The organism is Rahnella inusitata, assembly GCF_003263515.1.
Classification (GTDB): Bacteria; Pseudomonadota; Gammaproteobacteria; order Enterobacterales; family Enterobacteriaceae; genus Rahnella; species Rahnella inusitata.
The window spans coordinates 59,977-81,847 of the sequence record NZ_JYDE01000012.1 but is presented as its reverse complement, the minus strand read 5'-3'; the positions used below and the strand labels follow the sequence as shown (position 1 = coordinate 81,847).

Annotated in this window: 22 protein-coding genes; 8 read left to right on the top strand and 14 right to left on the bottom strand. The window is 52.7% G+C overall.

Features of this window, described 5'->3' with window-relative positions; genetic code table 11:
* The first annotated feature begins 217 nt into the window (after positions 1 to 217).
* Positions 218 to 628, top strand: a complete 411-nt coding sequence (locus tag TU92_RS07375; RefSeq protein ID WP_112165756.1) for an ASCH domain-containing protein — start codon at positions 218 to 220, stop codon at positions 626 to 628.
* Positions 629 to 857: 229 nt separating this feature from the next.
* Positions 858 to 1,298: a GNAT family N-acetyltransferase gene (locus TU92_RS07370; RefSeq protein ID WP_167457466.1), complete on the top strand. Its 441-nt coding sequence runs from the start codon at positions 858 to 860 to the stop codon at positions 1,296 to 1,298.
* Positions 1,299 to 1,388: 90 nt separating this feature from the next.
* Here the strand turns inward: TU92_RS07370 and TU92_RS07365 are convergent, their stop codons facing one another.
* The 3 genes from TU92_RS07365 to TU92_RS07355 form a co-directional block, all read right to left on the bottom strand.
* Positions 1,389 to 1,925, bottom strand: coding sequence for a GNAT family N-acetyltransferase (locus tag TU92_RS07365; protein ID WP_240993947.1), 537 nt, complete (start codon positions 1,923 to 1,925; stop codon positions 1,389 to 1,391).
* A 221-nt stretch (positions 1,926 to 2,146) separates the two neighbouring features.
* Positions 2,147 to 2,437 carry a DUF1330 domain-containing protein gene (locus TU92_RS07360; protein WP_112165754.1) on the bottom strand — a complete coding sequence of 97 codons (291 nt, stop codon included), beginning with the start codon at positions 2,435 to 2,437 and terminating at the stop codon, positions 2,147 to 2,149.
* A gap of 102 nt (positions 2,438 to 2,539) precedes the next feature.
* Positions 2,540 to 3,589: an aldo/keto reductase gene (locus TU92_RS07355; RefSeq protein ID WP_112165752.1), complete on the bottom strand. Its 1,050-nt coding sequence runs from the start codon at positions 3,587 to 3,589 to the stop codon at positions 2,540 to 2,542.
* Positions 3,590 to 3,754: 165 nt separating this feature from the next.
* Here TU92_RS07355 and TU92_RS07350 point away from each other — a divergent pair, with 165 nt between their 5' ends.
* Positions 3,755 to 4,660 carry a LysR family transcriptional regulator gene (locus tag TU92_RS07350; RefSeq protein ID WP_112165750.1) on the top strand — a complete coding sequence of 302 codons (906 nt, stop codon included), beginning with the start codon at positions 3,755 to 3,757 and terminating at the stop codon, positions 4,658 to 4,660.
* 246 nt (positions 4,661 to 4,906) lie between these two features.
* On the opposite strand, the gene katG is transcribed toward TU92_RS07350, so the two are convergent.
* From katG to TU92_RS07315, 7 genes are all read right to left on the bottom strand, one after another.
* Positions 4,907 to 7,117: a catalase/peroxidase HPI gene (gene katG, locus TU92_RS07345; protein WP_112165748.1), complete on the bottom strand. Its 2,211-nt coding sequence runs from the start codon at positions 7,115 to 7,117 to the stop codon at positions 4,907 to 4,909.
* Between the two features lie 260 nt (positions 7,118 to 7,377).
* The gene (locus tag TU92_RS07340; RefSeq protein ID WP_112165746.1) at positions 7,378 to 8,403 is read right to left on the bottom strand and encodes an LLM class flavin-dependent oxidoreductase; all 1,026 of its coding nucleotides are present in this window, start codon (positions 8,401 to 8,403) and stop codon (positions 7,378 to 7,380) included.
* 206 nt (positions 8,404 to 8,609) lie between these two features.
* Entirely contained in the window at positions 8,610 to 9,524 is a 915-nt protein-coding gene (locus TU92_RS07335; RefSeq protein WP_168990324.1) for a GGDEF domain-containing protein, read from the bottom strand.
* Positions 9,525 to 9,981: 457 nt separating this feature from the next.
* Complete coding sequence (locus TU92_RS07330; protein ID WP_112165742.1) at positions 9,982 to 10,956, bottom strand: chemotaxis protein; 975 nt, start codon at positions 10,954 to 10,956, stop codon at positions 9,982 to 9,984.
* A 189-nt stretch (positions 10,957 to 11,145) separates the two neighbouring features.
* Positions 11,146 to 12,123, bottom strand: a complete 978-nt coding sequence (acuI, locus tag TU92_RS07325) for an acrylyl-CoA reductase (NADPH) (protein ID WP_112165740.1) — start codon at positions 12,121 to 12,123, stop codon at positions 11,146 to 11,148.
* Positions 12,124 to 12,273: 150 nt separating this feature from the next.
* Entirely contained in the window at positions 12,274 to 13,611 is a 1,338-nt protein-coding gene (locus TU92_RS07320; protein ID WP_112165738.1) for an LLM class flavin-dependent oxidoreductase, read from the bottom strand.
* 9 nt (positions 13,612 to 13,620) lie between these two features.
* Positions 13,621 to 14,607: an MsnO8 family LLM class oxidoreductase gene (locus TU92_RS07315; RefSeq protein ID WP_112165736.1), complete on the bottom strand. Its 987-nt coding sequence runs from the start codon at positions 14,605 to 14,607 to the stop codon at positions 13,621 to 13,623.
* Positions 14,608 to 14,844: 237 nt separating this feature from the next.
* Between TU92_RS07315 and TU92_RS07310 the strand changes: the two genes are divergently transcribed.
* The 5 genes from TU92_RS07310 (at position 14,845) to TU92_RS07290 (ending at position 19,488) form a co-directional block, all read left to right on the top strand.
* A complete protein-coding gene (locus TU92_RS07310) occupies positions 14,845 to 16,029 on the top strand; it encodes a M20 peptidase aminoacylase family protein (RefSeq protein ID WP_112165734.1) in 1,185 nt (394 codons plus the stop codon).
* A 199-nt stretch (positions 16,030 to 16,228) separates the two neighbouring features.
* Positions 16,229 to 17,152 (top strand): ABC transporter substrate-binding protein, encoded by a 924-nt coding sequence (locus TU92_RS07305; protein ID WP_414060256.1) that lies wholly within the window; start codon positions 16,229 to 16,231, stop codon positions 17,150 to 17,152.
* A 15-nt stretch (positions 17,153 to 17,167) separates the two neighbouring features.
* Entirely contained in the window at positions 17,168 to 17,671 is a 504-nt protein-coding gene (locus tag TU92_RS07300) for a GNAT family N-acetyltransferase (protein ID WP_112165730.1), read from the top strand.
* Positions 17,672 to 17,703: 32 nt separating this feature from the next.
* Positions 17,704 to 18,618: an amino acid ABC transporter permease gene (locus TU92_RS07295; RefSeq protein WP_112165729.1), complete on the top strand. Its 915-nt coding sequence runs from the start codon at positions 17,704 to 17,706 to the stop codon at positions 18,616 to 18,618.
* Between the two features lie 24 nt (positions 18,619 to 18,642).
* Positions 18,643 to 19,488, top strand: a complete 846-nt coding sequence (locus TU92_RS07290) for an amino acid ABC transporter ATP-binding protein (protein ID WP_244207735.1) — start codon at positions 18,643 to 18,645, stop codon at positions 19,486 to 19,488.
* Positions 19,489 to 19,491: 3 nt separating this feature from the next.
* Here TU92_RS07290 and TU92_RS07285 read toward each other — a convergent pair whose 3' ends face one another.
* The 4 genes from TU92_RS07285 to lsrF all read right to left on the bottom strand — a co-directional run bounded on the left by TU92_RS07285 (position 19,492) and on the right by lsrF (position 21,855).
* The gene (locus tag TU92_RS07285) at positions 19,492 to 20,085 is read right to left on the bottom strand and encodes a hypothetical protein (protein WP_112165727.1); all 594 of its coding nucleotides are present in this window, start codon (positions 20,083 to 20,085) and stop codon (positions 19,492 to 19,494) included.
* A 9-nt stretch (positions 20,086 to 20,094) separates the two neighbouring features.
* Complete coding sequence (locus tag TU92_RS07280; protein ID WP_112165725.1) at positions 20,095 to 20,391, bottom strand: hypothetical protein; 297 nt, start codon at positions 20,389 to 20,391, stop codon at positions 20,095 to 20,097.
* Between the two features lie 294 nt (positions 20,392 to 20,685).
* Positions 20,686 to 20,976: a (4S)-4-hydroxy-5-phosphonooxypentane-2,3-dione isomerase gene (gene lsrG / locus TU92_RS07275; RefSeq protein ID WP_112165723.1), complete on the bottom strand. Its 291-nt coding sequence runs from the start codon at positions 20,974 to 20,976 to the stop codon at positions 20,686 to 20,688.
* A gap of 3 nt (positions 20,977 to 20,979) precedes the next feature.
* On the bottom strand, positions 20,980 to 21,855 hold the full coding sequence (gene lsrF, locus TU92_RS07270) for a 3-hydroxy-5-phosphonooxypentane-2,4-dione thiolase (RefSeq protein WP_112165721.1): 876 nt from the start codon (positions 21,853 to 21,855) through the stop codon (positions 20,980 to 20,982).
* Positions 21,856 to 21,871: the final 16 nt, after the last annotated feature.

Here is a 21,871-nt window from a genome sequence, read left to right as displayed (position 1 = left end):
AAATCATCGATTAAATGATATTCGGCATCAATTGCAAGCAACTGTCTTGTGTATGGCTACGAGACAGAGATTAGTGGCGGGGACAAACTATGAAAGTCAGCTATGAGCGAGGAGCGGGCGAAGAAAGTAATATGAGAGCTTCAATGTAAATTTTCTGGCAATTCATGCTCAAAACAATTATGAAATTTCTTTTTATATGTGATTAAGAGGGCTTTAAATGTGTGCGGTTGATGAATTAAAGGTGAAGTATCCAAACGCGAATGCTTGGCAATTTGGTGATAGCCCAGAACTGGCCAACGAACTTGCAGACCTTATTATAAAAGGGATTAAAACGGCCTCATGCGGTTCTTTTGCAACTTACCAGCAAGAAGAATATGCACCTAGGATTGGGAGTTATAACATCATCCTTGATAGTCAGGATATACCAGTGTGCGTTATCAGATTGGTTTCGATGCGACTAGTGCGTTTTTGTGATGTTACCGCCGACTTTGCCCGAAAGGAAGGTGAAGGTGATATGAGCCTTGAGTATTGGCAGAACGAGCATCAGAAGTTTTTTACTCGTGAAGGTTATTTTTCTGATGAAATGGAGCTGATCGCAGAAGAATTTGAGGTTGTTGAGGTTCTGTGAACCGAACAAAGTATCTGCATCTCAGATGAGAAAAATATCGTAGCGTTTTACCTAATACAATTTATAAAATTTCCTCTTTTGGCACGAAGCAAACATGCTGATGTGAATGGTCAGCTTTGAGCGAAAAGCAGATATAATTAGCTGCCTTGGAGCTCAAATTCCTATGTTTCTCTGAAGATCATGGCAGATATCATTATCAAAATTTATTATAAAACATGGAGTAAGGCTAATGAGTATCAATGTTAGAACAGCTCAACTTTCTGATATTGATGGTATGTTCGAAGTGAGAACATCGGTAATCGAGAATCATCTGAGTCGTGAAGAAATGCGGCAGATGGGGATTACCGAAAGCGCCGTTGCCGATATGATTGAGAAGAATCATTGCGCATGGGTTGCGACTGAAAACGACAAAATCATCGGTTTTACAATGATTTTGCAGGATGAAGGATGTCTTTTTGCGGCCTTTGTTCTCCCGGAATATGAAGGCAGAGGTGTAGGTCGCAGGCTTGTTATGTTAGCTGAGCAGGAATTATTCGAACATCATGAGATTGCTTGGCTGGAAACCGATAAAAATAGTCGCGCGGCGAAATTCTACATGCAACTGGGCTGGGGCAATGAAACAAATATTAATGGCACTGATATCAAATTAGAGAAACATCGCGGTATTTAAACCAATTCCACTTCCTTCATGTCTGCCTATGGCACATATCCGCCGGTTGCAGACGGACTGTCCGCTGTGAGCGAAAAGCGGACCTGAGTCCTAAAAGGTAACCCACATTGCAACACGTCGCGCCGGGATGAAACCCTTAGAAATCTCTTCAGCAATTAGGCTTACCAGATGCGGAGGTTGTGCGTGGCCTTCCACAATATTAAATCCTAATGTACCGTAAAATCTGGCATTAAAAGCGACCATCTTGTCTGTTGTCAGCGTGGCACCAGCCAGACCGCGTTGTTGCCCAGTAAGGAGAATTCTCTCCATAAGCAGTCTGCCGATTCCATTTCGCTGCCATTGCGGATGTACATCAATTTCAGCAATGTGCAGCCATGTGCCTTCAACTTTGCCTGCTACAAATCCTACAGGAACTGAATCAGACGTATAGGCCGTTAGTAACAGACCGTTACGACTGAAATTGCTCAGTTCCTCGAGGCTACTTGCCCCCGCCTCGCCTGTTACCGCACCTGCATTACGCAATGTTTCAAAAGCAGCCAGTTCAATAGCGCGAAGCTTGTCAAAGTGCTCAGGATGAGTGGGACCGATAGTAAAATCCATGACTTGGTTCTCAATGAATGATGTCATAATTTTTAGAGCCTTTTGTTCTCTATGAGCTGGAAACAGGAGTGAACCCTTCTCACTGAATGAATCATAACATGATGCATGCTACGTCCGCTTCTGGCACAAAGCAGACATGCGAATCTGAATGCTCCCAAGGAACATCATATCTGGCAAGAAGGTCTGTCATCAGACAGACCTTCTTGCCAAAGCAGTTTTAACTTTTTTATCAAGCATTACGCCGAAAATTAAGCTGCACCTTCAACCAGCACAAAAGTCCCGGTCGCAGCCCCTGCACGTATGGCTCTGGCTGCCTGATATTGAGGACTCTCATAAAAACGTTTGGCCTCAGCAAAAGAAGCAAACTCGAAGACAACATGCCTTTCGTGGGATTCTCCCTCAAGGTTTTCATACTGCCCGGACCAGGCAATAACCTTTGGACTGAACGCCTGCATTGCTTCTCCGGCAGCCTTCGCATATTCGGCGTAAGCAACAGCGTTCGATACAGTGACATGTGCGATTAGATAACCTTTATTCATTTTTTATCTCTTTTGTCAGACGTGGTTTATCCCAGCGCAATGCACTTCGGCAGGCGAACATGCAGGCCGCGGGATGTGGGTTTTACAACGTTTTAATCGTATTCAGTTTTGGGGACCGGAAGATGCCTGGTGGCGAGCGGCGTCCTGATGCTCAATCATCCATCCGGGATAATAAGGCGGCAAAGCGCTTACCTCATCCAGTCGAACCAGTTCCTCTGTTGTCAGAATGATATCGGGTGCGCCGAGGTTGTCGTCGAGCTGCCCGATACGCTTTACGCCGATAATGACGCTGGTGACACAGGGTCTGGCCAATAGCCACGCAAGCGCTATCTGACTGACTGATACGCCGTGTTCTTGTGCAATGGCGCGCATTTCGGCAACGCATTGCCCTGCGTGATCGCGATCGACGGGTGGGAAATCGAATTTACTGCGGCGGCTGTCGACTTCGGCTGATGAACCGGGTTCGTATTTTCCTGAAAGTAATCCGCCAGCAAGCGGCGACCAGACAAGGAGACCCATTTTTTCCTCGCGGATCAGGGGCACTAATTCCCGCTCCACATCACGCCCGGCTATGGAGTAATAAGCCTGAAGTGTCTCAAAACGTGTTGTATGACGTGCCTCACTCAGGCCAAGTGCTTTACCGAGCTTACCTGCGGCCCAGTTCGACACACCGACATAACGAACCAGCCCCTGCCGAGTGAGATCGTCAAGCGCACGCAGCGTTTCCTCAACGGGCGTGACAGGATCGCTCGCATGAATCTGGTACAAGTCAATGTGATCGACCTGGAGTCTTTCCAGGCTTCTCTGCACTGAATCCATAATATGCCCGCGAGAGGCTCCCTGTGCGTTAGGCCCAGGCCCCATCACCCCACCCGTTTTTGTGGCAAGAACAATGTCGTTGCGTGCAATACCGAGTTCTCTCAGTGCGATGCCTGTAATACGTTCAGACTGGCCGAAGGAATAAATGTCGGCGGTATCGATAAAGTTAATCCCGGCGGTGAGCGCTCGCGCAATAATCTGATTTGCTTCGTCCTGTTCTACTGCGCCAATGGAGGACCACATGCCAGCATCCTTGTTGCCGCCCAACGTCATTGTGCCGAGACACAATTCTGAAACAAACAAGCCTGTACGCCCAAGTTGCTTATATTTCATTTCCGATAGACGACGACAGATTTAAGCATTGAAAGGGGTTGAGTCATGATAATTGCCTTCAGTAAGTGTTTGCGCTGGATAACGCGGTGTGAAGACAGTCTATTAAGTATTACAGTAGGCATAAATAACCTAAAAACTAACGCACTGTTATCTTAAAGAGGAACAATGAAAAATCTTGAGGCACTGATCATTTTTGCGCGCGTGGCGGAAATGAAGAGCTTTACCCAGGCAGCTGAAAGCCTTGGTATTCAGAAAGGACGTGCTTCAATAGTGGTGCGCGAGCTCGAACACGACGTAGGCGCTACGCTTTTGCACCGCACCACCCGGACCGTGCAGTTGACCGAAGATGGCCGCATTTTTTATTCACGGGCACGAGACCTGCTGGCGGAAGCAGACGAACTGCAGTCAATGTTTTTATCTGGCGGCATGTCTCTGCGAGGGCGTTTACGTGTTGATATGCCAGCAATTCTGGCAGAAAGCGTCATTATCCCCGCACTACCACAACTACTGGATGCTCACCCGGAATTCGAACTTGAGCTTTCAAGTACTGACCGCCGTGTGGATCTGGTTCTGGAAGGATTTGATTGCGTAATTCGTCTGGGACCCATTGTTGATGAGACCCTGATTGCCCGACCGCTGGGAAAATTACGGATGATCAATGCGGCGAGTCCAGGCTATCTGAAACGCTTCGGTGTGCCGCAGACGATTGATGATCTTCTTAATCAGGGACACAAGATGGTTCATTACATGCGCAATTTTGGCGCGAAACCTGACGGATGGGAATATCCGTCCGGTAATGGCTACAGTTCACTGATGTTACCCGGCACGATGACGGTCAACAGCGTGCCCGCTTACCATGAAGCAGGACTGGCGGGGTTAGGGTTAATTCAGGGAGGGTATTCCGCGCTCGTACCCCATATAAAATCTGGCGCGTTGGTTGAAGTCCTTCCCACTCTGCGGCCCGAGCCGCTGAATGCATCTTTCGTCGTCGCGCACCGGCGCAATCTGTCGCAACGAGTCAGGGCTTTTATGAATTGGACTGAAGAAGTGTTGAAACCTTATTTTGACTAATGTCTGAGTGAGTGAGGCAAACGGAGGAAGTGAAAGCCTGCTTCAGCCCATGCCTTCGTTCTTTCTGCCAAAGAGAAGCGGCAAGGTTTATCACATTCCGCATAATATTTATCCAGACGTCAGAGCATTAAACCTTTAAAGGTCATGGTGATGAAAGAATAATAGGCATATAAAAAAAACCCGCTCAAGTCTCCTCGGGCGGGCTTTGACGTTGCACTATCAACGTTTAAGGCTGAGCAACAATTATCAGAGATCGAACCTGTCCAGATTCATCACCCTGGTCCAGGCTGCAACGAAGTCTTTCACGAACTTCTCTTTGGCGTCGCCGCTGGCGTAGACCTCTGCGCTGGCGCGCAGAACGGCGTTGGAACCAAAGACCAGATCGGCACGCGTGGCGGTGAATTTTACATCGCCGCTGACGCGGTCGCGCCCTTCAAACCGTTCGCCAGACTCGTCGGTGGCTTTCCATTCGGTGCGCATATCCAGCAGATTCACGAAGAAGTCAGTATTTAGTTCACCCACTTTATCTGTGAAAACGCCCTGCTGGCCGCCGTCGAAGTTTGCTCCGAGCGAGCGTAAACCTCCCACCAACACCGTTAACTCCGGCACGGTAAGCGTCAACTGTTGTGCTTTGTCGATCAGAAGATTTTCAGTCGACGTGCTGCCGGTATCGCCACGGTAATTGCGGAATCCATCCGCGCGCGGTTTCAGCAGTTCGAACGATTCGATATCGGTCTGATCCTGACGTGCATCCACGCGCCCTGCCGTGAACGGTACTTCAATTTCAACGTTAACGGCTTTCGCCGCCTTTTCAACACCGACTACGCCAGCCAGCACAATCACATCCGCCAGCGAGGCTTTCGCGAATGACTGCTGAATGGCTTCCAGCGTCGGTAGCACACGGGCAGCGACGGCGTTAACCTCCCAGCCTCTTTGTGGTTGCAGCGCCAGACGCGCACCGTTGGCACCTCCGCGTTTATCACCACCGCGGAACGTGGACGCCGACGCCCATGCTACCGACGTCAGCTCACTGACTGAGAGACCGGACGCGGCAATTTTTTCTTTCAGCTGAGCGATATCGGCAACCGTCGGGTGATACACCGGGACCGGCAACGGATCCTGCCAGATCAAGTCTTCTTTTGGCACTTCCGGTCCGATGTAACGTGCTTTCGGTCCCATATCCCTGTGCGTCAGTTTGTACCAGGCGCGGGCGAAGGCTTCGTTAAAGGCCTGCGGATCGCTGTGGAAACGACGGGAAATTCTTTCAAATTCAGGATCGAAACGCAGAGTCAGGTCGGTGACCAGCATAGTTGGTTTGCGTTTTTTATTCGGATCAAAAGGATCAGGAATGATGTCCGGTGCGTTGGTTGCTTCGAACTGAATCGCACCTGCCGGGCTGCGCGTCTGAACCCAATCATATTTGAACAGGTTCTCGAAGAAATAATTGCTCCACTGCGTTGGCGTCTGCGACCAGATCACTTCCAGACCGGAAGTAATGGAATCAGCGCCGACGCCGGTGCCGTGGCTGCTTGCCCAGCCCAGACCTTGAGATTCAATCGGAGCCGTTTCCGGATCAACGCCAACATGGCTGGCATCGCCTGCGCCGTGGGTTTTGCCCAGCGTATGTCCGCCCGCGATGAGCGCGACAATCTCTTCATCGTTCATGCCCATATTGCCAAAGGTGGCACGGATTGCAGGCGCTGCGGAAGCCGGATCGCCACTGTGATTCGGGCCTTCCGGGTTGACGTAAATCAGCCCCATCTCCGTTGCACCGAGCGGTGATTTTGCCAGTTCTTCAGGGTGACGATGTTCAAGCCATTCGGTTTCGTCCCCCCAGTTGATGTCCAGATCCGGCTCCCACACGTCTTCGCGACCGGCGCCAAAGCCAAAAGTACGGAAGCCGGAATTTTCCAGCGCGACGTTACCCGCGAGAATATAGAGATCGGCCCACGAAATTTTCTGACCGTATTTTTGCTTCACCGGCCATAACAGACGACGTGCTTTATCGAGGCTGACGTTGTCCGGCCAGGAGTTAAGAGGCGCGAAACGCTGCTGACCACGCCCCGAGCCACCGCGACCGTCGACCGAACGGTAGGTACCGGCGCTGTGCCATGCCATGCGGATGAAAAGACCGATGTAGCTGCCCCAGTCGGCGGGCCACCAGGGTTGGGATTCGGTCAGCAGACCTTTGAGGTCAGCTTTGAGTGCGGAGTAATCTAATTTAGCGAATTCTTTACGATAATCGAAGGTGTCGCCCAACGGGTTTGAGCGGGATGAGTGCTGGTTTAGCAGGTCGACTCTGAGCTGATTAGGCCACCAGTCGCGGTTACTGGTACCGCCACCGGAGGCTTTATTCGAGTTTCCTGTATGGAAAGGACATTTGCTGACATCGGCTTCTCTGTCTGCTTCTACAATCGGCTTGGCGTCTTTCGCTTCTTCATCAATAGAACTGCTCATGCTCACACTCCTTTTTTATAGTCTCATTGCTACTCTATACGCGGATCAACGACAGTCACATCTGAATCACCCTATGTATTTGATAGTCCTTCCCTTCGGATTTTTACGTGCTTTTTGCGCGTTTTATCATCAGAAAAAATGTCCTGACTGATTATAGAATAACCACTTCGTCTCAGCGGATTTTCTGTCAGCGTCGCAAAATAAGAAAAGCCCGCTTACGTTGCCATAAGCGGGCTTCAGGTTCTGATGTCATCAGCGCATTAATCGCGCCAGCCCATGGCCGGTGCCACGTGTTTGAGAATCGATTCAATGACGTGCACGTTGTAATCAACACCCAGCTGGTTGGGCACAGTCAGCAGCAGAGTGTCCGCCTCGGCAATGGCTTCATCCTGTTGGAGTTGTTTGATCAACGTCTGCGGATCAGCGGCATAACTGCGTCCAAAAATGGCGCGTGTTTTCTCATCAATGAAACCGACCTTATCGCTGTCGTGACTGCTGGCGCCAAAATATGCGCGGTCACGGTCGTCCATCAGCGCAAAAATGCTGCGGCTGACAGAAACGCGTGGCGTACGCTGATGGCCCGCTTCTGCCCATGCAGCCCGGTAAGCACGGATCTGCTGCGCCTGCTGGATATGGAACGGCTCGCCGGTCTCATCATCTTTGAGCGTAGAGCTTTGCAGATTCATGCCGAGTTTAGCGGCCCAGACTGCGGTGGCGTTCGAACTGGCGCCCCACCAGATGCGCTCACGCAAACCTTCTGAATACGGCTCAGGGCGCAGAAGTCCCGGCGGATTTGGGAACATTGGCTGAGGGTTTGGTTTAGCAAATCCTTCCCCACGCAGTACATCCAGCAACACTTCAGTATGACGCCGCGCCATATCGGCCTCGGTTTCCCCTTCTGCCGGCTGGTATCCAAAATACCGCCAGCCATCAATCACCTGTTCCGGCGACCCGCGGCTGATCCCAAGCTGTAAGCGACCACCGGAAATCAGATCCGCCGCGCTGGCATTTTCAGCCATATACAGCGGATTTTCATAACGCATGTCGATAACACCCGTACCAATCTCAATACTACGCGTCTTCGCCCCAATGGCCGCGAGCAACGCAAACGGAGAGCTCAGCTGGCGGGCAAAGTGATGCACTCGGAAATATGCGCCGTCGGCACCGAGTTCTTCTGCCGCCACAGCAAGATCAATGGATTGCAGCAGGGCATCTGATGCCGAGCGCGTGCCTGACTGGGGAGACGGCGTCCAGTGACCAAATGATAAGAAACCAATTTTTTTCATAGCGAAATTATCCTCAAACCTCGTGTGACCATGAGCGGATTAACCAGACAGCTTGTGCAGAAAATCGCGCATTTATGAGATCACTGTACGTCGGGCGGGGATGAGAATAAATATCAATTGTTTAACATAAGGATTCAGTTTATTTGATGAACTGTCTCTCTTTCGGCTTCTGAATCTTGTCAGGCTTAGTCTTTGCTTACTGCCACCTAATACACTTCGACCCTGTTTTTACCCCCGGTCTTGGCTTTATAAAGTGCGCTATCGGCGTTAGCGACGGCAATATTGACCGGTGAGCCGGAAGCATGTTCGGCAATGCCAACGGATACGGTGACGCAAACACTTTCCTGAGAATCAGTTTCACTAACGTGTTCCTGAATAATGACCCGCATTTTCTCGGCCACCGGCAGCGCATTATCCAGACTGGAATTTAAGATAATAATAAACTCTTCTCCGCCGTATCTACCCACGAAATCATGGCTACGGATATTCTTCTTAATGAGCTTTGCCACTGTGCTGATTATCGTGTCACCGAAAGGATGGCCGAAATTATCATTAATCGATTTGAAATTATCGATATCCAGCATAAATACACAAAATTGCGTATTCTCAGACTGTTCGACCTTTTTTAAATAGAGATCAATACTCCGACGATTACTGACGCCGGTAAGAGGATCCGTTTCGGAGGCCTTCTTGAAATAGTGTTGGCTGGTTGAAAGGTCGAGCAGCTTACCAAAGGCGAAATACAGCATCATCAGAAAGACTAAGCTCAGGGAGGTTTTGGCAATCGCCAGCTGCCAGTAGCCGCTTTCACTGAGCGCTGAAACGTGGGAAAACAAATTTACGCTTTGTGCAATGGAGTAAGAAATGATCACATACGCCATACCTCTGCGCTTTGTGAGATGAAACCCGACCAGACACAAAAAATAGACCACGGAAAACACATCGTAATAACTGGTATCACCGAAGATAAAGAGAGTGCTGGTAATAATGCCAAAAATTAAAACCGGATAACCAAAGAAAATAAAACCGAAGGTAATGGGTGAGATGATCACGCTGAAAAGGGCGACGTGATTGGCGATGCCATCCCTGAAAATATAGGCACTGGCCAGCCCGACCAGCACGCCAAGGCCACATTTTACCAGCAGGCTGTTTTTCTCGGTAAACTTCACAAATAAAAAAGGAACAGAAATGCACGTATAGGTGATACACATGCCAACAAGCGTATTTATCAGCGTTTCTTCCAGGAAAAACATCATCACGATTTCCGATATTGTGCGAGCTTTATTACTGAAATATTAGCATTTATCGAAAAGTAAACAAAGTGCCGGGAGGAAAACATTAATTACAATTGGCCTGTTTTATTGCACGGGAATACGACGCATTTAAATTAACCCCGAAAATATTACGCTATGCATGTGATATCAGCGGCAAATCAATAATATATTACAGCGCTGTTATTCAGACTATTTCACTTATCGCCCTATAATATATCCCTGTTGCGACGTCTGCCGGGAAACTCTGTTTTCAGCGTTCACCGGGCAGACTTCATTTTATCAACGGGCTTTTGGGAAAGCGTGGTTACGCCACCGCCGCCGCCTTCGCATCCAGCGCTTTATGAATAGCCGCTTCCAGTTCATTAATTTCGAACTTGGCAACGTAACCATCAGCACCGACTTTACGCACGTGATCTTCGTTGGCACTGCCTGAAAGCGAGGAGTGAATGATCACCGGAATATTCTTCAGGAACTCGTCGCGCTTAATATTGAGCGTCAGGGTAAAGCCGTCCATTTCCGGCATTTCCAGATCGGTAAGCACGAAGGAAATTTTATCGGAAATTGGCCGCCCTTCCGCTTTGCACTCTTCCGCCATTTTGCGAATTTTATTCCAGGCTTCCAGACCGGTGACGTGCATCTGCGCCGGGATTTCCATCATCGCCAGCCCTTTCTCCAGCATCTGACGCGCCACTTTCGAATCTTCCGCCACAATCGCCACGGCGCCCGGTTTCAGTGTGAACGCCCGGGTCTTTTGCTTATCGATAGCCACATTGCCGGTAGAAGGCACGATGTCGTAGAGGATCTGTTCGACGTCCAGCACCAGTGCCAGACGGTTGCTGGATTTATCGTTGTCCAGACGCGCGATACTGGTGATATTACGGCTCTTGACGCCGGATTCAGCCGCCAGCACCTGGCTCCACTCGAGACGCACAATGTCATCCACCGATTCCACCGCAAACGCCTGCGTACTGCGCGCGTATTCGGTGACCAGCAAAATGTTCAGCCCGGTTTTCGGCACACAGCCGACGACCGCCGGAAGATCAATCACCGGGATAATTTCGCCGCGGATATTCGCCATGCCCAACATAGGAGATGCCATCCCCGCCGCTTTGGTCAGCGCAGGCATGGGTACGATTTCACGCAGTTTAAAGACGTTGATGCCAAACAGCTCGGACTGGTCTTCGTCAGGCGCAGAGCCCAGACGGAACAGCAATAACTCAAACCGGTTAGATGACGTGAGATTGGTTCTCTCATCGATGTCTTTCTGAAAATTGTCCATACTTTCCCCATGCGTTTAATTATTTGTTGTGCGACAGCAAAGCGATATGAGCCATTCGGAAAATAAGGGATCAGATTCTCTTTTATCTCGTTCTGTATTTATCGGTCAGTCGCGGGGAATTCTTTAGTGCAGAAGGAAAATTGAACGAAGGAGAAATCCCGGCACCGCAGGGGTGCCGGGAAAAGCGGCTTAACCGGTGATTTTCACCAGCGTTCTGCCCTGAATTTTGTTGTTGAGAAAATCAGCCGCTACCGCAGGCGTTTGCTCAAGGGTGATTTCGGTTGCGGCCTGCTGGTAGAAACTTTCCGGCAGGGTGTTCATCAGGCGTTCCCACACCGCCGCACGGCGCTCAGCGGGCACAGAAACGGAATCCACACCCTGCAAACGCACGTTGCGCAGGATGAACGGCATGACGGTCGTCGGGAGGTTAAAACCGCCCGCCAGACCGCAGGCGGCGACACACCCGCCGTAATTAGTTTGCGCCAGCAACTTCGCCAGCACGTTATCGCCGACGGTATCTACCGCACCGGCCCACAGCTGTTTTTCCAGCGGACGCGTTTCGGCAAAATCGTCCCGCGAAAGAATTTCGCTGGCACCGAGTTTACGCAGATAATCATGAGTAGATTCACGCCCGGTCACCGCCGCCACGTTATAACCGAGGGTATGCAGCAGCGCGACCGCAGTGCTCCCCACGCCGCCGCTGGCACCGGTCACGACGACGGTGCCACTGTCCGGCGTCACGCCCGCTTCTTCGAGCGCCATCACGCACAACATCGCGGTGAAACCGGCCGTACCGATGATCATCGCATTACGCGCCGCCATGCCTTCCGGCAACGGCACCAGCCAGTCACCTTTCACGCACGCCTGCTCAGCCAGACCGCCCCAGTGAGTTTCGCCGACGCCCCATCCGGTGAGGATCACCGATTGCCCGACGGAGAAGCGCGGATCATTGCTGCGGCTCACGTGGCCGACAAAATCAATGCCCGGCACCATCGGGAACTGGCGGATGATTTTGCCTTTACCGGTGATCGCCAGCGCATCTTTATAGTTCAGACCCGACCAGCTGATATCGACTAACACATCGCCTTGCGCCATGTCAGGCAGTGCAATCTCTTTCACCTCAGCCAGCGTGGCTTTGTCTTGCTGTTCCAGAACCAGAGCTTTCATGTGTTTTCCTTAAGCGTTCTAAGATTTCAAAGGGTTTTGCGAAACCTACGCCCAATCTTTTCACGAGGCAAGCCCGGACGTTCCTCCCTGCAAAGCAAAAAGCCCGCTCGGTGTCTCCGGAGCGGGCTGTTGAAAACCAGTATGTTGTAACTATTTCTCGTTCACGGCTTCCCGCTGCCTTTCCTGCACGCTGTAGCGGTTGCTTTTAAACGGAATATCCAGCCGTTCGCGCAGGGTTTGTGCCTCTGAAGGATGCCAGTAACCTCGCGCCTCCAGCACCGGCAGCACCAGACGCGTAATATCGTCGAGCGCTTCGACCAGCACCGGCCCGCTGATAATAAAGCCGCTCGCGCCGCCCTCTTCCACCCAGCGGATTAACCGGTCGGCGACCTGCTCCGGCGTGCCGAAGAACTCACCGCGTGGCAGCGTGGCCTGATACGCCACATCGCGCAGCGTGAGATTTTCTTCTCTGGCCTGCTTTTTGATGCTGTCGGTGGTTGAACGGAAAGTGTTCTGGCCTAAATCGCCCAGCTCAGGGAACGGACCATCCGGCGGATACTGGCTGAAATCGTGATGATCGAAGAAGCGGCCGAGATACGCCAGTGCGTCGTCGAGTGACAGCAGCGAGAGCAAATGCTGATATTTGGCTTCGGCTTCCGCTTCGGTTTTGCCGACAATCGGGCTGATACCGGGGAAAATTCCCACCGGATGACGCCCGTTTTTCGCTACCTGCGCCTGCAATTTGGCCGAGTACTCTTTGGCTTCTTCCAGCGTGCGGGCGTTGGTGAAGACTGCATCGGCAGATTTTCCCGCCAGTGCGATCCCCGCATCCGACGCGCCTGCCTGGAAAATCACCGGCTGGCCCTGCGGCGAGCGCTGAATATTCAGTGGTCCTTCCACCGAGAAGAACTGCCCCTGATGATTAAGTTTATGCAGCTTGGCCGCATCGAAGAACACGCCGCTTTCACGATCGCGCACAAAAGCGTCGTCTTCCCACGAATCCCACAACCCCTGCACCACGCTGATATATTCCTCAGCAATCTGGTAGCGCAGCGCATGTTCAGGATGGTCTTTACCGAAGTTTTTCGCCGAACCGGCCAGCGGCGACGTCACCACGTTCCAGCCCGCGCGCCCCTGACTGATGTTATCGACCGTCGCCAGCTGACGCGCGACAGTAAACGGATCGCTGTAGGACGTCGAAATCGTCCCGGCCAGCCCGATGCTGTGCGTCGCCGACGCCAGCGCCGACAGCAAGGCAATCGGCTCGAAACGGTTGAGGAAATGCGGCAGCGATTTTTCGTTGATGTGCAGGCCGTCGGCGACAAACAGGAAATCAAAACCGGCGGCTTCTGCGCGCAGCGCTAAATCACGGAAATAGGGAAAATTAACGCTCGCATCTGCTGGCGCTTTTTCATGCCGCCATGAATTCATGTGGCCGCCTGCACCGTGCAACATCAGGCCCAGTTTGATACTTTTCGAATGGCTCATGAGATCTCCTTACAGCTGGCCAGCCAGCAATTCAATGGACTTCAGACGCACGGCGGCCTCTGTCAGTGGGGTGTGAAGGACAAATTCGTTGACGCACAGACGGCGCTGAATGTCGCGCAGCTGCTCGTGAATGTCGCCGGGCGTACCGTGCAGCACGCTGAGCTGTTGTTGGTCGATGGTGAACTGCCTGGCACCCGCCTGCCGCACAAAGGCTTCCGCCTGTTCGCGGGTGCCGACCGTAACGTGTTTATCGCCAATCGTGACGCGGAAATTATGCTGTTCGGCCACCCGCTCTGCGGCTTCTTCACGGGTTTGAGCGGCGAGCACCGCCAGGCTGACCAGTGCCTGACCTTTACCAGCGGAATATTCGTGGAACGCCAGCACCGATTCAGTCATCACTTCCGCTGAAGTATTGATGAAACCGGCGAACACAAAATTCCAGCCGAGCGAGGCTGCCAGACGGGCGCTTTCTTTGCTGGCGCCGAGCAGAAAACGCTGGGGCGCAACCGGCGGATGCGGCAACGCGCGTGCTTCAACACCGGCCAGATGGTCGTCGAGATGTGTAAGATAATGGGTCAGCTGTTGTAACTGCGCGGGAAAACCGGGCGCATTCTCGGCTGAATGATGTCCGCGCAGCGCTTTGGTGGAAAGCGGTAAACCGCCCGGCGCTTTACCGATGCCGATATCGACGCGATCCGGCGCCAGCGCTGAAAGCAAATGGAAATTCTCCGCGACTTTGTACGGGCTGTAATGTTGCAGCATCACACCACCGGAGCCGATACGCAGTCGGGATGTCTGCGCCAGCAGCCAGGCAATCAGGACTTCCGGCGAACTGCCCGCCAGCTTTTCGGTGTCATGATGTTCGGACACCCACAAACGGTGATACCCCAGTCTCTCTGCTGTCTGCGCAAATGTCAGCGTCGCCGCCAATGCCTGTGCGGCGCTCTGCCCGTCATTTATCGGGCTTTGATCTAATAAGCTCAGTCGGTAATTCACGTCGGGCATTCCTTTTATCTGCTTAAGTCTGGTAACAATCATTCATCATGATAAAAAGAGTTCCACGAAGTCAGCGCAAAGCTAAATAATAAAATTACGTTTCTATAGTGAATATTTAGCTATGGGATTTATGCCTCTATGGCGGATATAAATTATAGCCACAGGGTATTTAGTCAGACGGCAATTCATGACTAGGATGAAATGACTGCAATCTCTACCCATAAAAGGCTATTTATAATGAGCATTTCACTTGCCGATGAAATCCGCACCGGGGCGAACACCGCTACCACTGCGTTAGAAAATCAACTCATCGCCCATCGCCGCGAATTACATCAACATCCTGAATTATCCAATCAGGAATTCGTGACCACGCAAAAAATTACCGACTGGCTGAATGCCGCCGGGATCCGCATTTTAGATCTTGGCTTAAAAACTGGCGTAGTGGCTGAAATTGGCCCGGCGCACGGCCCGGTGGTGGCGCTGCGCGGCGACATCGACGCCCTGCCGATCGAAGAAGCCTCCGGCGTACCCTTCAGCTCTCAGCAACCGGGCGTGATGCATGCCTGCGGCCACGATTTCCATACCTCTGTAATTCTTGGTGCGGCATACTTACTCAAAGCCCGCGAGGACCAGTTACCAGGCCGCGTGCGTCTGTTTTTCCAGCCTGCCGAAGAGCGTTTTGGCGGAGCATCTCAGCTGATTAAGGCCGGTGCACTGGAAAACGTCGATGCGATTTTTGGGCTGCACAATGCGCCTGAACTGCCGGTGGGTACCTTCTCCACCAAAGGCGGCGCGTTTTACGCCAATGTCGATCGCTTCCAGATAACCATCACCGGCAAAGGCGCGCATGCCGCCCATCCGGAGGAAGGCGTCGACAGTATCGTCACCGCCAGCCACATCGTGACGGCGCTGCAAACACTGGTCAGCCGTAACGTCGCCGCGCAGGAGTCTGCGGTGGTCAGCGTGACCCGCATCGAGGGCGGCAATACCTGGAACGTTCTGCCCCAGAGCGTCGAACTCGAAGGCACGGTGCGCACGCATAATGATGATATTCGCGAGCAAATTCCGGGGCGGATCCGCCAGCTGATTTCAGGTGTTGCCGGTGCGCTGGGCGCGAAAGCCGAGCTGCACTGGTTTGGCGGGCCACCGGCCGTGGTGAATACGCCACGCTGGGCAGAATTCAGCCTTCAGGCGGCAGCCGAATTTGGTTATAAAGCGGAAGTGGCCACCGCGCAGATGGGCGGCGAAGACTTTGCGTTTTACCTGCATCACGTCCCCGGCGCGTTCGTCAGCATCGGCTCGGCCAGCGAATTTGGCCTGCATCATCCGCAATTTAATCCGGATGAATCAGCTATCTTCCCGGCAGCGAACTATTTCCAGCAGTTAGCTGAAAAAGCGCTGTATGAATTAAGCGTAAAATAATTCCTATTACTCTTCAGCCTGTCATTCATGCCCGGAAATTCCGGGCTTTTTGCATGGGAAATATTCCTCCACCCGTATTTGCTTTTTCTCAATTTGATTATTGAATTTTGTTCTTTTACATCCCTGTAACACTCGGGAATAGTGAAAACGTCACCTCAATGTCATAAACACATAATAAGAATGCAGGGTAAAAATAATGATGAAACGTAGCTTTAGTCTGACTGCAATTGCCACTTTGTTAAGTCTTTCTACACTGGCTCATGCTGCACCGGGTATCGACCTTGTTGCTAATGAAACTCCGATCAATACGCCGAAAAGCCCGGAAGCCGTGGCGAAAATCCCGGCCAACTTTAAGTTTGTCGAACCGGGCACGCTGACGGTGGCACTGGCCGTACTCGGCAGCGCCCCGCCATTCGGGTTATATGCCCGCGATAACAAAACGGTGATCGGCAGCGAGGCGGATATCGCCCGTCTGGTGGCCGACGGCCTGGGGCTGAAACTGAAAGTGGTGCCGGCCTCGTGGGAAGACTGGCCGCTCGGCGTAACCTCCGGGAAATACGACGCCGCTATCTACAACATCACCGTGACCAAAGACCGCAAAACCAAATTTGATTTCGCCACCTATCGCGAAGATACGCTGGGCTTCTACGTGAAAACCGGCAGCAAAATCACCTCGATCAAATCCGCACCGGACATCGCCGGTAAACGCATTATCGTCGGCTCCGGCACTAATCAGGAAGCCGTGCTGCTGGCGTGGGACAAAGAGAATCAGGCGAAAGGCCTGCCCGCGTTTAAACCGCAATATGTCACCGATGATGCCGCCGCCACGCTGGCTATCCAGTCAGGTCGCGCCGACGCCACCTTCGGGCCAAACGTCACCGGTGCCTATAAAGCCCTGCTGACCGGCAAAACGCAGCTGGTTGGCACGGTGCCGGGCGGCTGGCCGAAAACCGCCAACATTGCCGTGACGCTGAAAAAAGGCAACGGCTTAGTGGATGCCGTGCAGGCATCGCTGAACAGCGCCATTGCCAGCGGCGCGTATTTGCAAGTGCTGGATCGCTGGGGCGAGAGCGTTGAGAAAATCGACCATTCAGAAATCAATCCGCCGGGACTGGGCGACTGATCAGGAGACTGAAAGATGAGCGACGACGTTTTTATTCAAACCGTGCCGGAAGATCCGCTGATTGCGCCGGTCATCGAAGGATTATTTGGTGAATACCGCGAACGCTATGGTGACTTTTTTTCCAGTCAGCCACCGGAGGATGACAGCGTCTTTTCTGCGCCCGACGGCACTTTTATCGTTCTGCTGAGAAACGGAGCGCCCATCGCGATGGGCGCGTACAAACGCTACGACGAAGACACCGCAGAATTCAAACGCATCTGGACGGATCGCAGGCTGCGCCGTCAGGGGCTGGCGCAGAAGATCCTGCACGAGCTGGAGCGCCGCGCCGCCGCCTACGGTTACCGTCAGGTGTTTCTGACCACCGGATTCCGCCAGCCGGAAGCGGTCGGGTTGTATCTGTCACACGGGTATCAGCCGCAGTTTGATACGCGGCTCGACCCGGAAGTGTATTCCAGAGAACCGTACGACGGGCGTCTGCCCTTCAAAAAAGCGCTGACCGCTGACGTTCCCGTCAGCTAGGTGCAAAGCACAATAGATAACAGGCAAAACCTATGAGCGAAAACACTTCTCCGACCGTGACTCATCCCCCGCTGAAAGTGGTGCCGGCACGCTATCCGTGGCGGCTGGCCGGTGCGGTATTTTCGGTGTTCATCCTGCTGGCGATTGTGCAATCCATCGCCACTAACCCGCGCTGGGAATGGGGCGTATTTCGCCAGTGGTTTTTTGATCCGGTCATTTTGTCAGGGCTTGGCAAAACCCTTCTGCTCACCCTGCTCGGCACCCTGTTTGGTATTATCTTTGGCACCGCACTGGCGCTCGCCCGGCTGTCGAAATCCTACTTACTGAATTCACTGGCGTGGGGTTACATCTGGCTGTTCCGCTCGCTGCCCTTGCTGCTGGTATTGATCATCCTTTACAACTTTTCCTATCTGTACGACAACCTCTCGCTCGGCATTCCGTTTACTTCTCTGTCGTTTTTCAGTACGCCAACGGTGGATTTGCTGGATCAGTTTTCCGTCGCAGTGCTCGGCCTTTCTCTGGTGCAATCCGCGTACACCGCTGAAATCATTCGCGGGGGGATTTTAGGTGTCGAGCACGGCCAGCATGAAGCCGCCGCTGCACTGGGCTTACCCGCCTATCGCCGCACGTTTCGCATCATTTTGCCGCAGGCGTTGCGCTCGATTCTGCCGACCGGTTTTAATGAAGTGATCAGCCTCGCGAAAGGCACGTCGATTGTGTATGTGCTGTCGATGCCAGAGCTGTTTTACACCGTGCAGGTGATTTACAACCGCACCCAGCAGGTCATTCCGTTGCTGATGGTCGCGACTGTCTGGTATCTGCTGATCACTACCGTGCTGTCGGTACTGCAATATTACGTCGAACGTTATTTCTCACGCGGCACCGTGCGTCAGGTTGCGCCGACGCCGTTACAGCGCCTGCGTCAGTGGCGTCTGGCCCGTTCATAACGGCTCACTTTCTGGAGAATCATCATGTCCGAAGCCTTTGATCTGTTCGTTAACCGCCCGGCGGAAACTCCTGTTAAGCAGCTGTTCCCCCATAAACCTCATACCGCCACCGTCGGGCGCATCGAGATCAACAATCTCAGCAAATATTATGGCGCGCATAAGGCGCTGGATAATGTCAGCCTGAACATCGAGCCTGGCACGGTGACGGTGATTCTCGGCCCGTCAGGCTCCGGTAAATCGACCCTGCTGCGCACCATCAATCATCTTGAACGCGTGGACGAAGGGTTTATCCAGATCGACGGCGATTACATTGGTTACCGCCGTAAAGGTGACACGCTGTATGAGCTGAAAGAGCGCGCCATTCTCAAACAGCGCACACACGTCGGCTACGTGTTCCAGAATTTCAATCTGTTCCCGCACATGACCGTGCTGGACAACATCATCGAAGCGCCGGTGGTTCACGGCTATCTCAGTCGCAAACAGGCCATCGTCCGTGCCTATGAACTGCTCGACACCGTTGGCCTGCGCGAAAAAGCACTTGCCTGGCCACGCCATCTTTCCGGCGGTCAGCAGCAACGCATCGCTATCGCCCGCGCGCTGGCGCTCAACCCGAAAGTGATGTTGTTTGATGAGCCGACCTCGGCGCTGGATCCTGAACTGGTTGGTGAAGTACTGGACGTTATCAGGAAACTGGCGGAGTCCGGCGTGACGCTGGTGGTGGTCACGCATGAGATAGGCTTCGCGCGGCAGGTGGCGGATCAGGTGGTCTTTATGGTTGACGGGCGCGTCGTTGAAAGCGGCGACGCTTCACAGGTTCTCGACCGGCCGGTTCATGCAAGGACGAAGGCGTTTTTAGAGAAAGTGTTGTAAGCCTTACGCCACCGTCGCGACGAGGCTTTTCAGGTGCGCGATACGCTGTTTGTCGGGGTTGATGAGGACATCGTTGTTAATGGCCAGCACCACGCCCTTGAGCAGTTCCGTGGTGTTGGAAATCTGAGAAAGGGATTTCAGCTCGTTAATATCATTGTGGATTTCACGCCCTTTCAGCGAGAGGCGTTTATTCGCCAGACCGGTTGCCAGCTCAGAAGTGAGAAGCTGCACCAGTTGCACGGCGGCCACCGGATGGGTCGCCAACATATGGATATAATATTTCATCAGCAGCGGAATAAATTCCGGCGTCGCACCCAGTTTGGCGCTTGCCAGGTTGAGGATATCGATCATATGCGCAGGCACGCGGCTTTCCACGGCCTTACGTTGTGTTTCCAGCTGCTTCTTCACCGCAGGAACCGACTGGAACGGCAGCAATGCCACGCTGTCGCAGGTTTTACAAACCCCCACCACCACGTTCTTCACCAGCCCGCTACCATCGCTGAAAGGCACATCGCGCAGCTGGAAGCTGACCGTCTGAAAAGACTGACACACCTCGCACGCCGCCCGTTTCTCATCACCCACTTTGTAGATTTTCATAATTTCCCTTTAATGATGAACGCTGATAAATACGCTGGCCGGTTCATCGAAATACCATTTGATATACCAATGTAAGCCTGCGCAGGTCACTGTAATAATGTGTACATCAACACTGCTGTCATAATGATGAGGGCTCATCCGGTGATCGGCCCCACCTGCCCGCATAATCACATTGATGACCTCCGGCACAGACACATCACCGGTACTTAATAAATTCTTAAGGTCCACATCGCGCCGGACAGCAAACTCAATATCCCCCGCCCGTAAACACTCAATGACCCTGCGCTTAATGTCTTTAAACCCCACACGCCCTCCAATGTACGCCAGTTGTCGTACGTGATCAACTGATTATTTTGGCCTCACATCTGAAAAGACTGAGGATGAAAATACGCGCACAGAATACGGGGATTAGTGTAGAAATGAATGATAATAAAGATATTTATCAAGGAACTGGAAGATAGCCTGGAAATAGGAATGTAACGGAAGATGGACGTTGCATGAGTTGTACAGGTACCCGGTCTGTCAGACGGGTACCTTGCATTACGGATGGCGTTAGTGGGGTTTAGGGTTATCGTAAAGTACTGAGGGGTTACTCCGTGCTTACGGATATATTCCTTTAAACACCGTTTTCTTCCTCCCCTGCGACATAATCCCTTCTAACGCTTCCACGCACGCCAGATAGTGCGGCGTTTTTTTGTGCGCCAGTACCGCAGCCTCATCCACATAGGCTTCATAGATAAAAAACCGCGTTGCCACGTCTGCATCCTGCAACACGTCGAACCTCAGATTTCCGGGTTCCTGAACCGCGCCGAGATGATTCGCGTGAAAGACTTCCAGAAACGCGTCAATTTTGTCCGGCTGGACATTAATTTCAACCAGTGTCACTTCCATGATTTACCCCTTCTCGCTCAGAAACAGTTCGTAGGCATGCGCCACGCTGGCATTTTCATGCACCACGGCTTTAACCGCATGGAGCATCGCGACCGGCGACTCCGACTGGAAGATGTTGCGTCCCATATCGACGCCCGATGCGCCCTGATCGAGCGCTTTAAAACACATTTCCAGCGCCTCGCGTTCGGGCAGTTTTTTGCCCCCGGCGATAACGATCGGCACCGGACAGCCGGCGGCGATGCGTTCGAAACCTTCATCCACAAAATACGTTTTGATGATGTTCGCCCCCATCTCGGCGGCGATGCGCGTGGCCAGTGAGAAATACCGTTGATCGCGCGCCATGTCTTTGCCGACGCCCGTCACCGCCATGGTCGGCATGCCGTAGCGCATCCCCTGATCGACCAGCTGAATAATGTTTTTAATCGACTGGTGTTCGTATTCGCTGCCGATATACACCTGCGCCGCCATTGCCGCGACGTTCAGACGCAGCGCGTCTTCAATGGCGACCGCCACCGTTTCATTGGAAAGCTCAGTCAGGATTGAGTTGCCGCCTGAGGCACGCATCACCACCGGCTTATTGACCGCCGCGGGCACCACGCTGCGCAGCACGCCACGGGTACACATCAGCACGTCGGTGTGGGCAAACAGCGGCGCAATATTGATGTCGATGCGCTCAAGGCCGGTGGTCGGCCCCTGAAAATAGCCGTGATCGAAGGCCAGCATCACCGTACGGCCTGACTCCGGATTGAAGATCCTTGCCAGACGCGATTGCATCCCCCAGTCCAGCTGGCCGCTGCCCTTGAGGAAAAAGGCCCGGTTCTCCTGCGGCGTGCCGATGCCGAAATTCTTGCCATCTCTGATATCGTCCAAATCTGCCATTTTGTGTCTCCTTTAT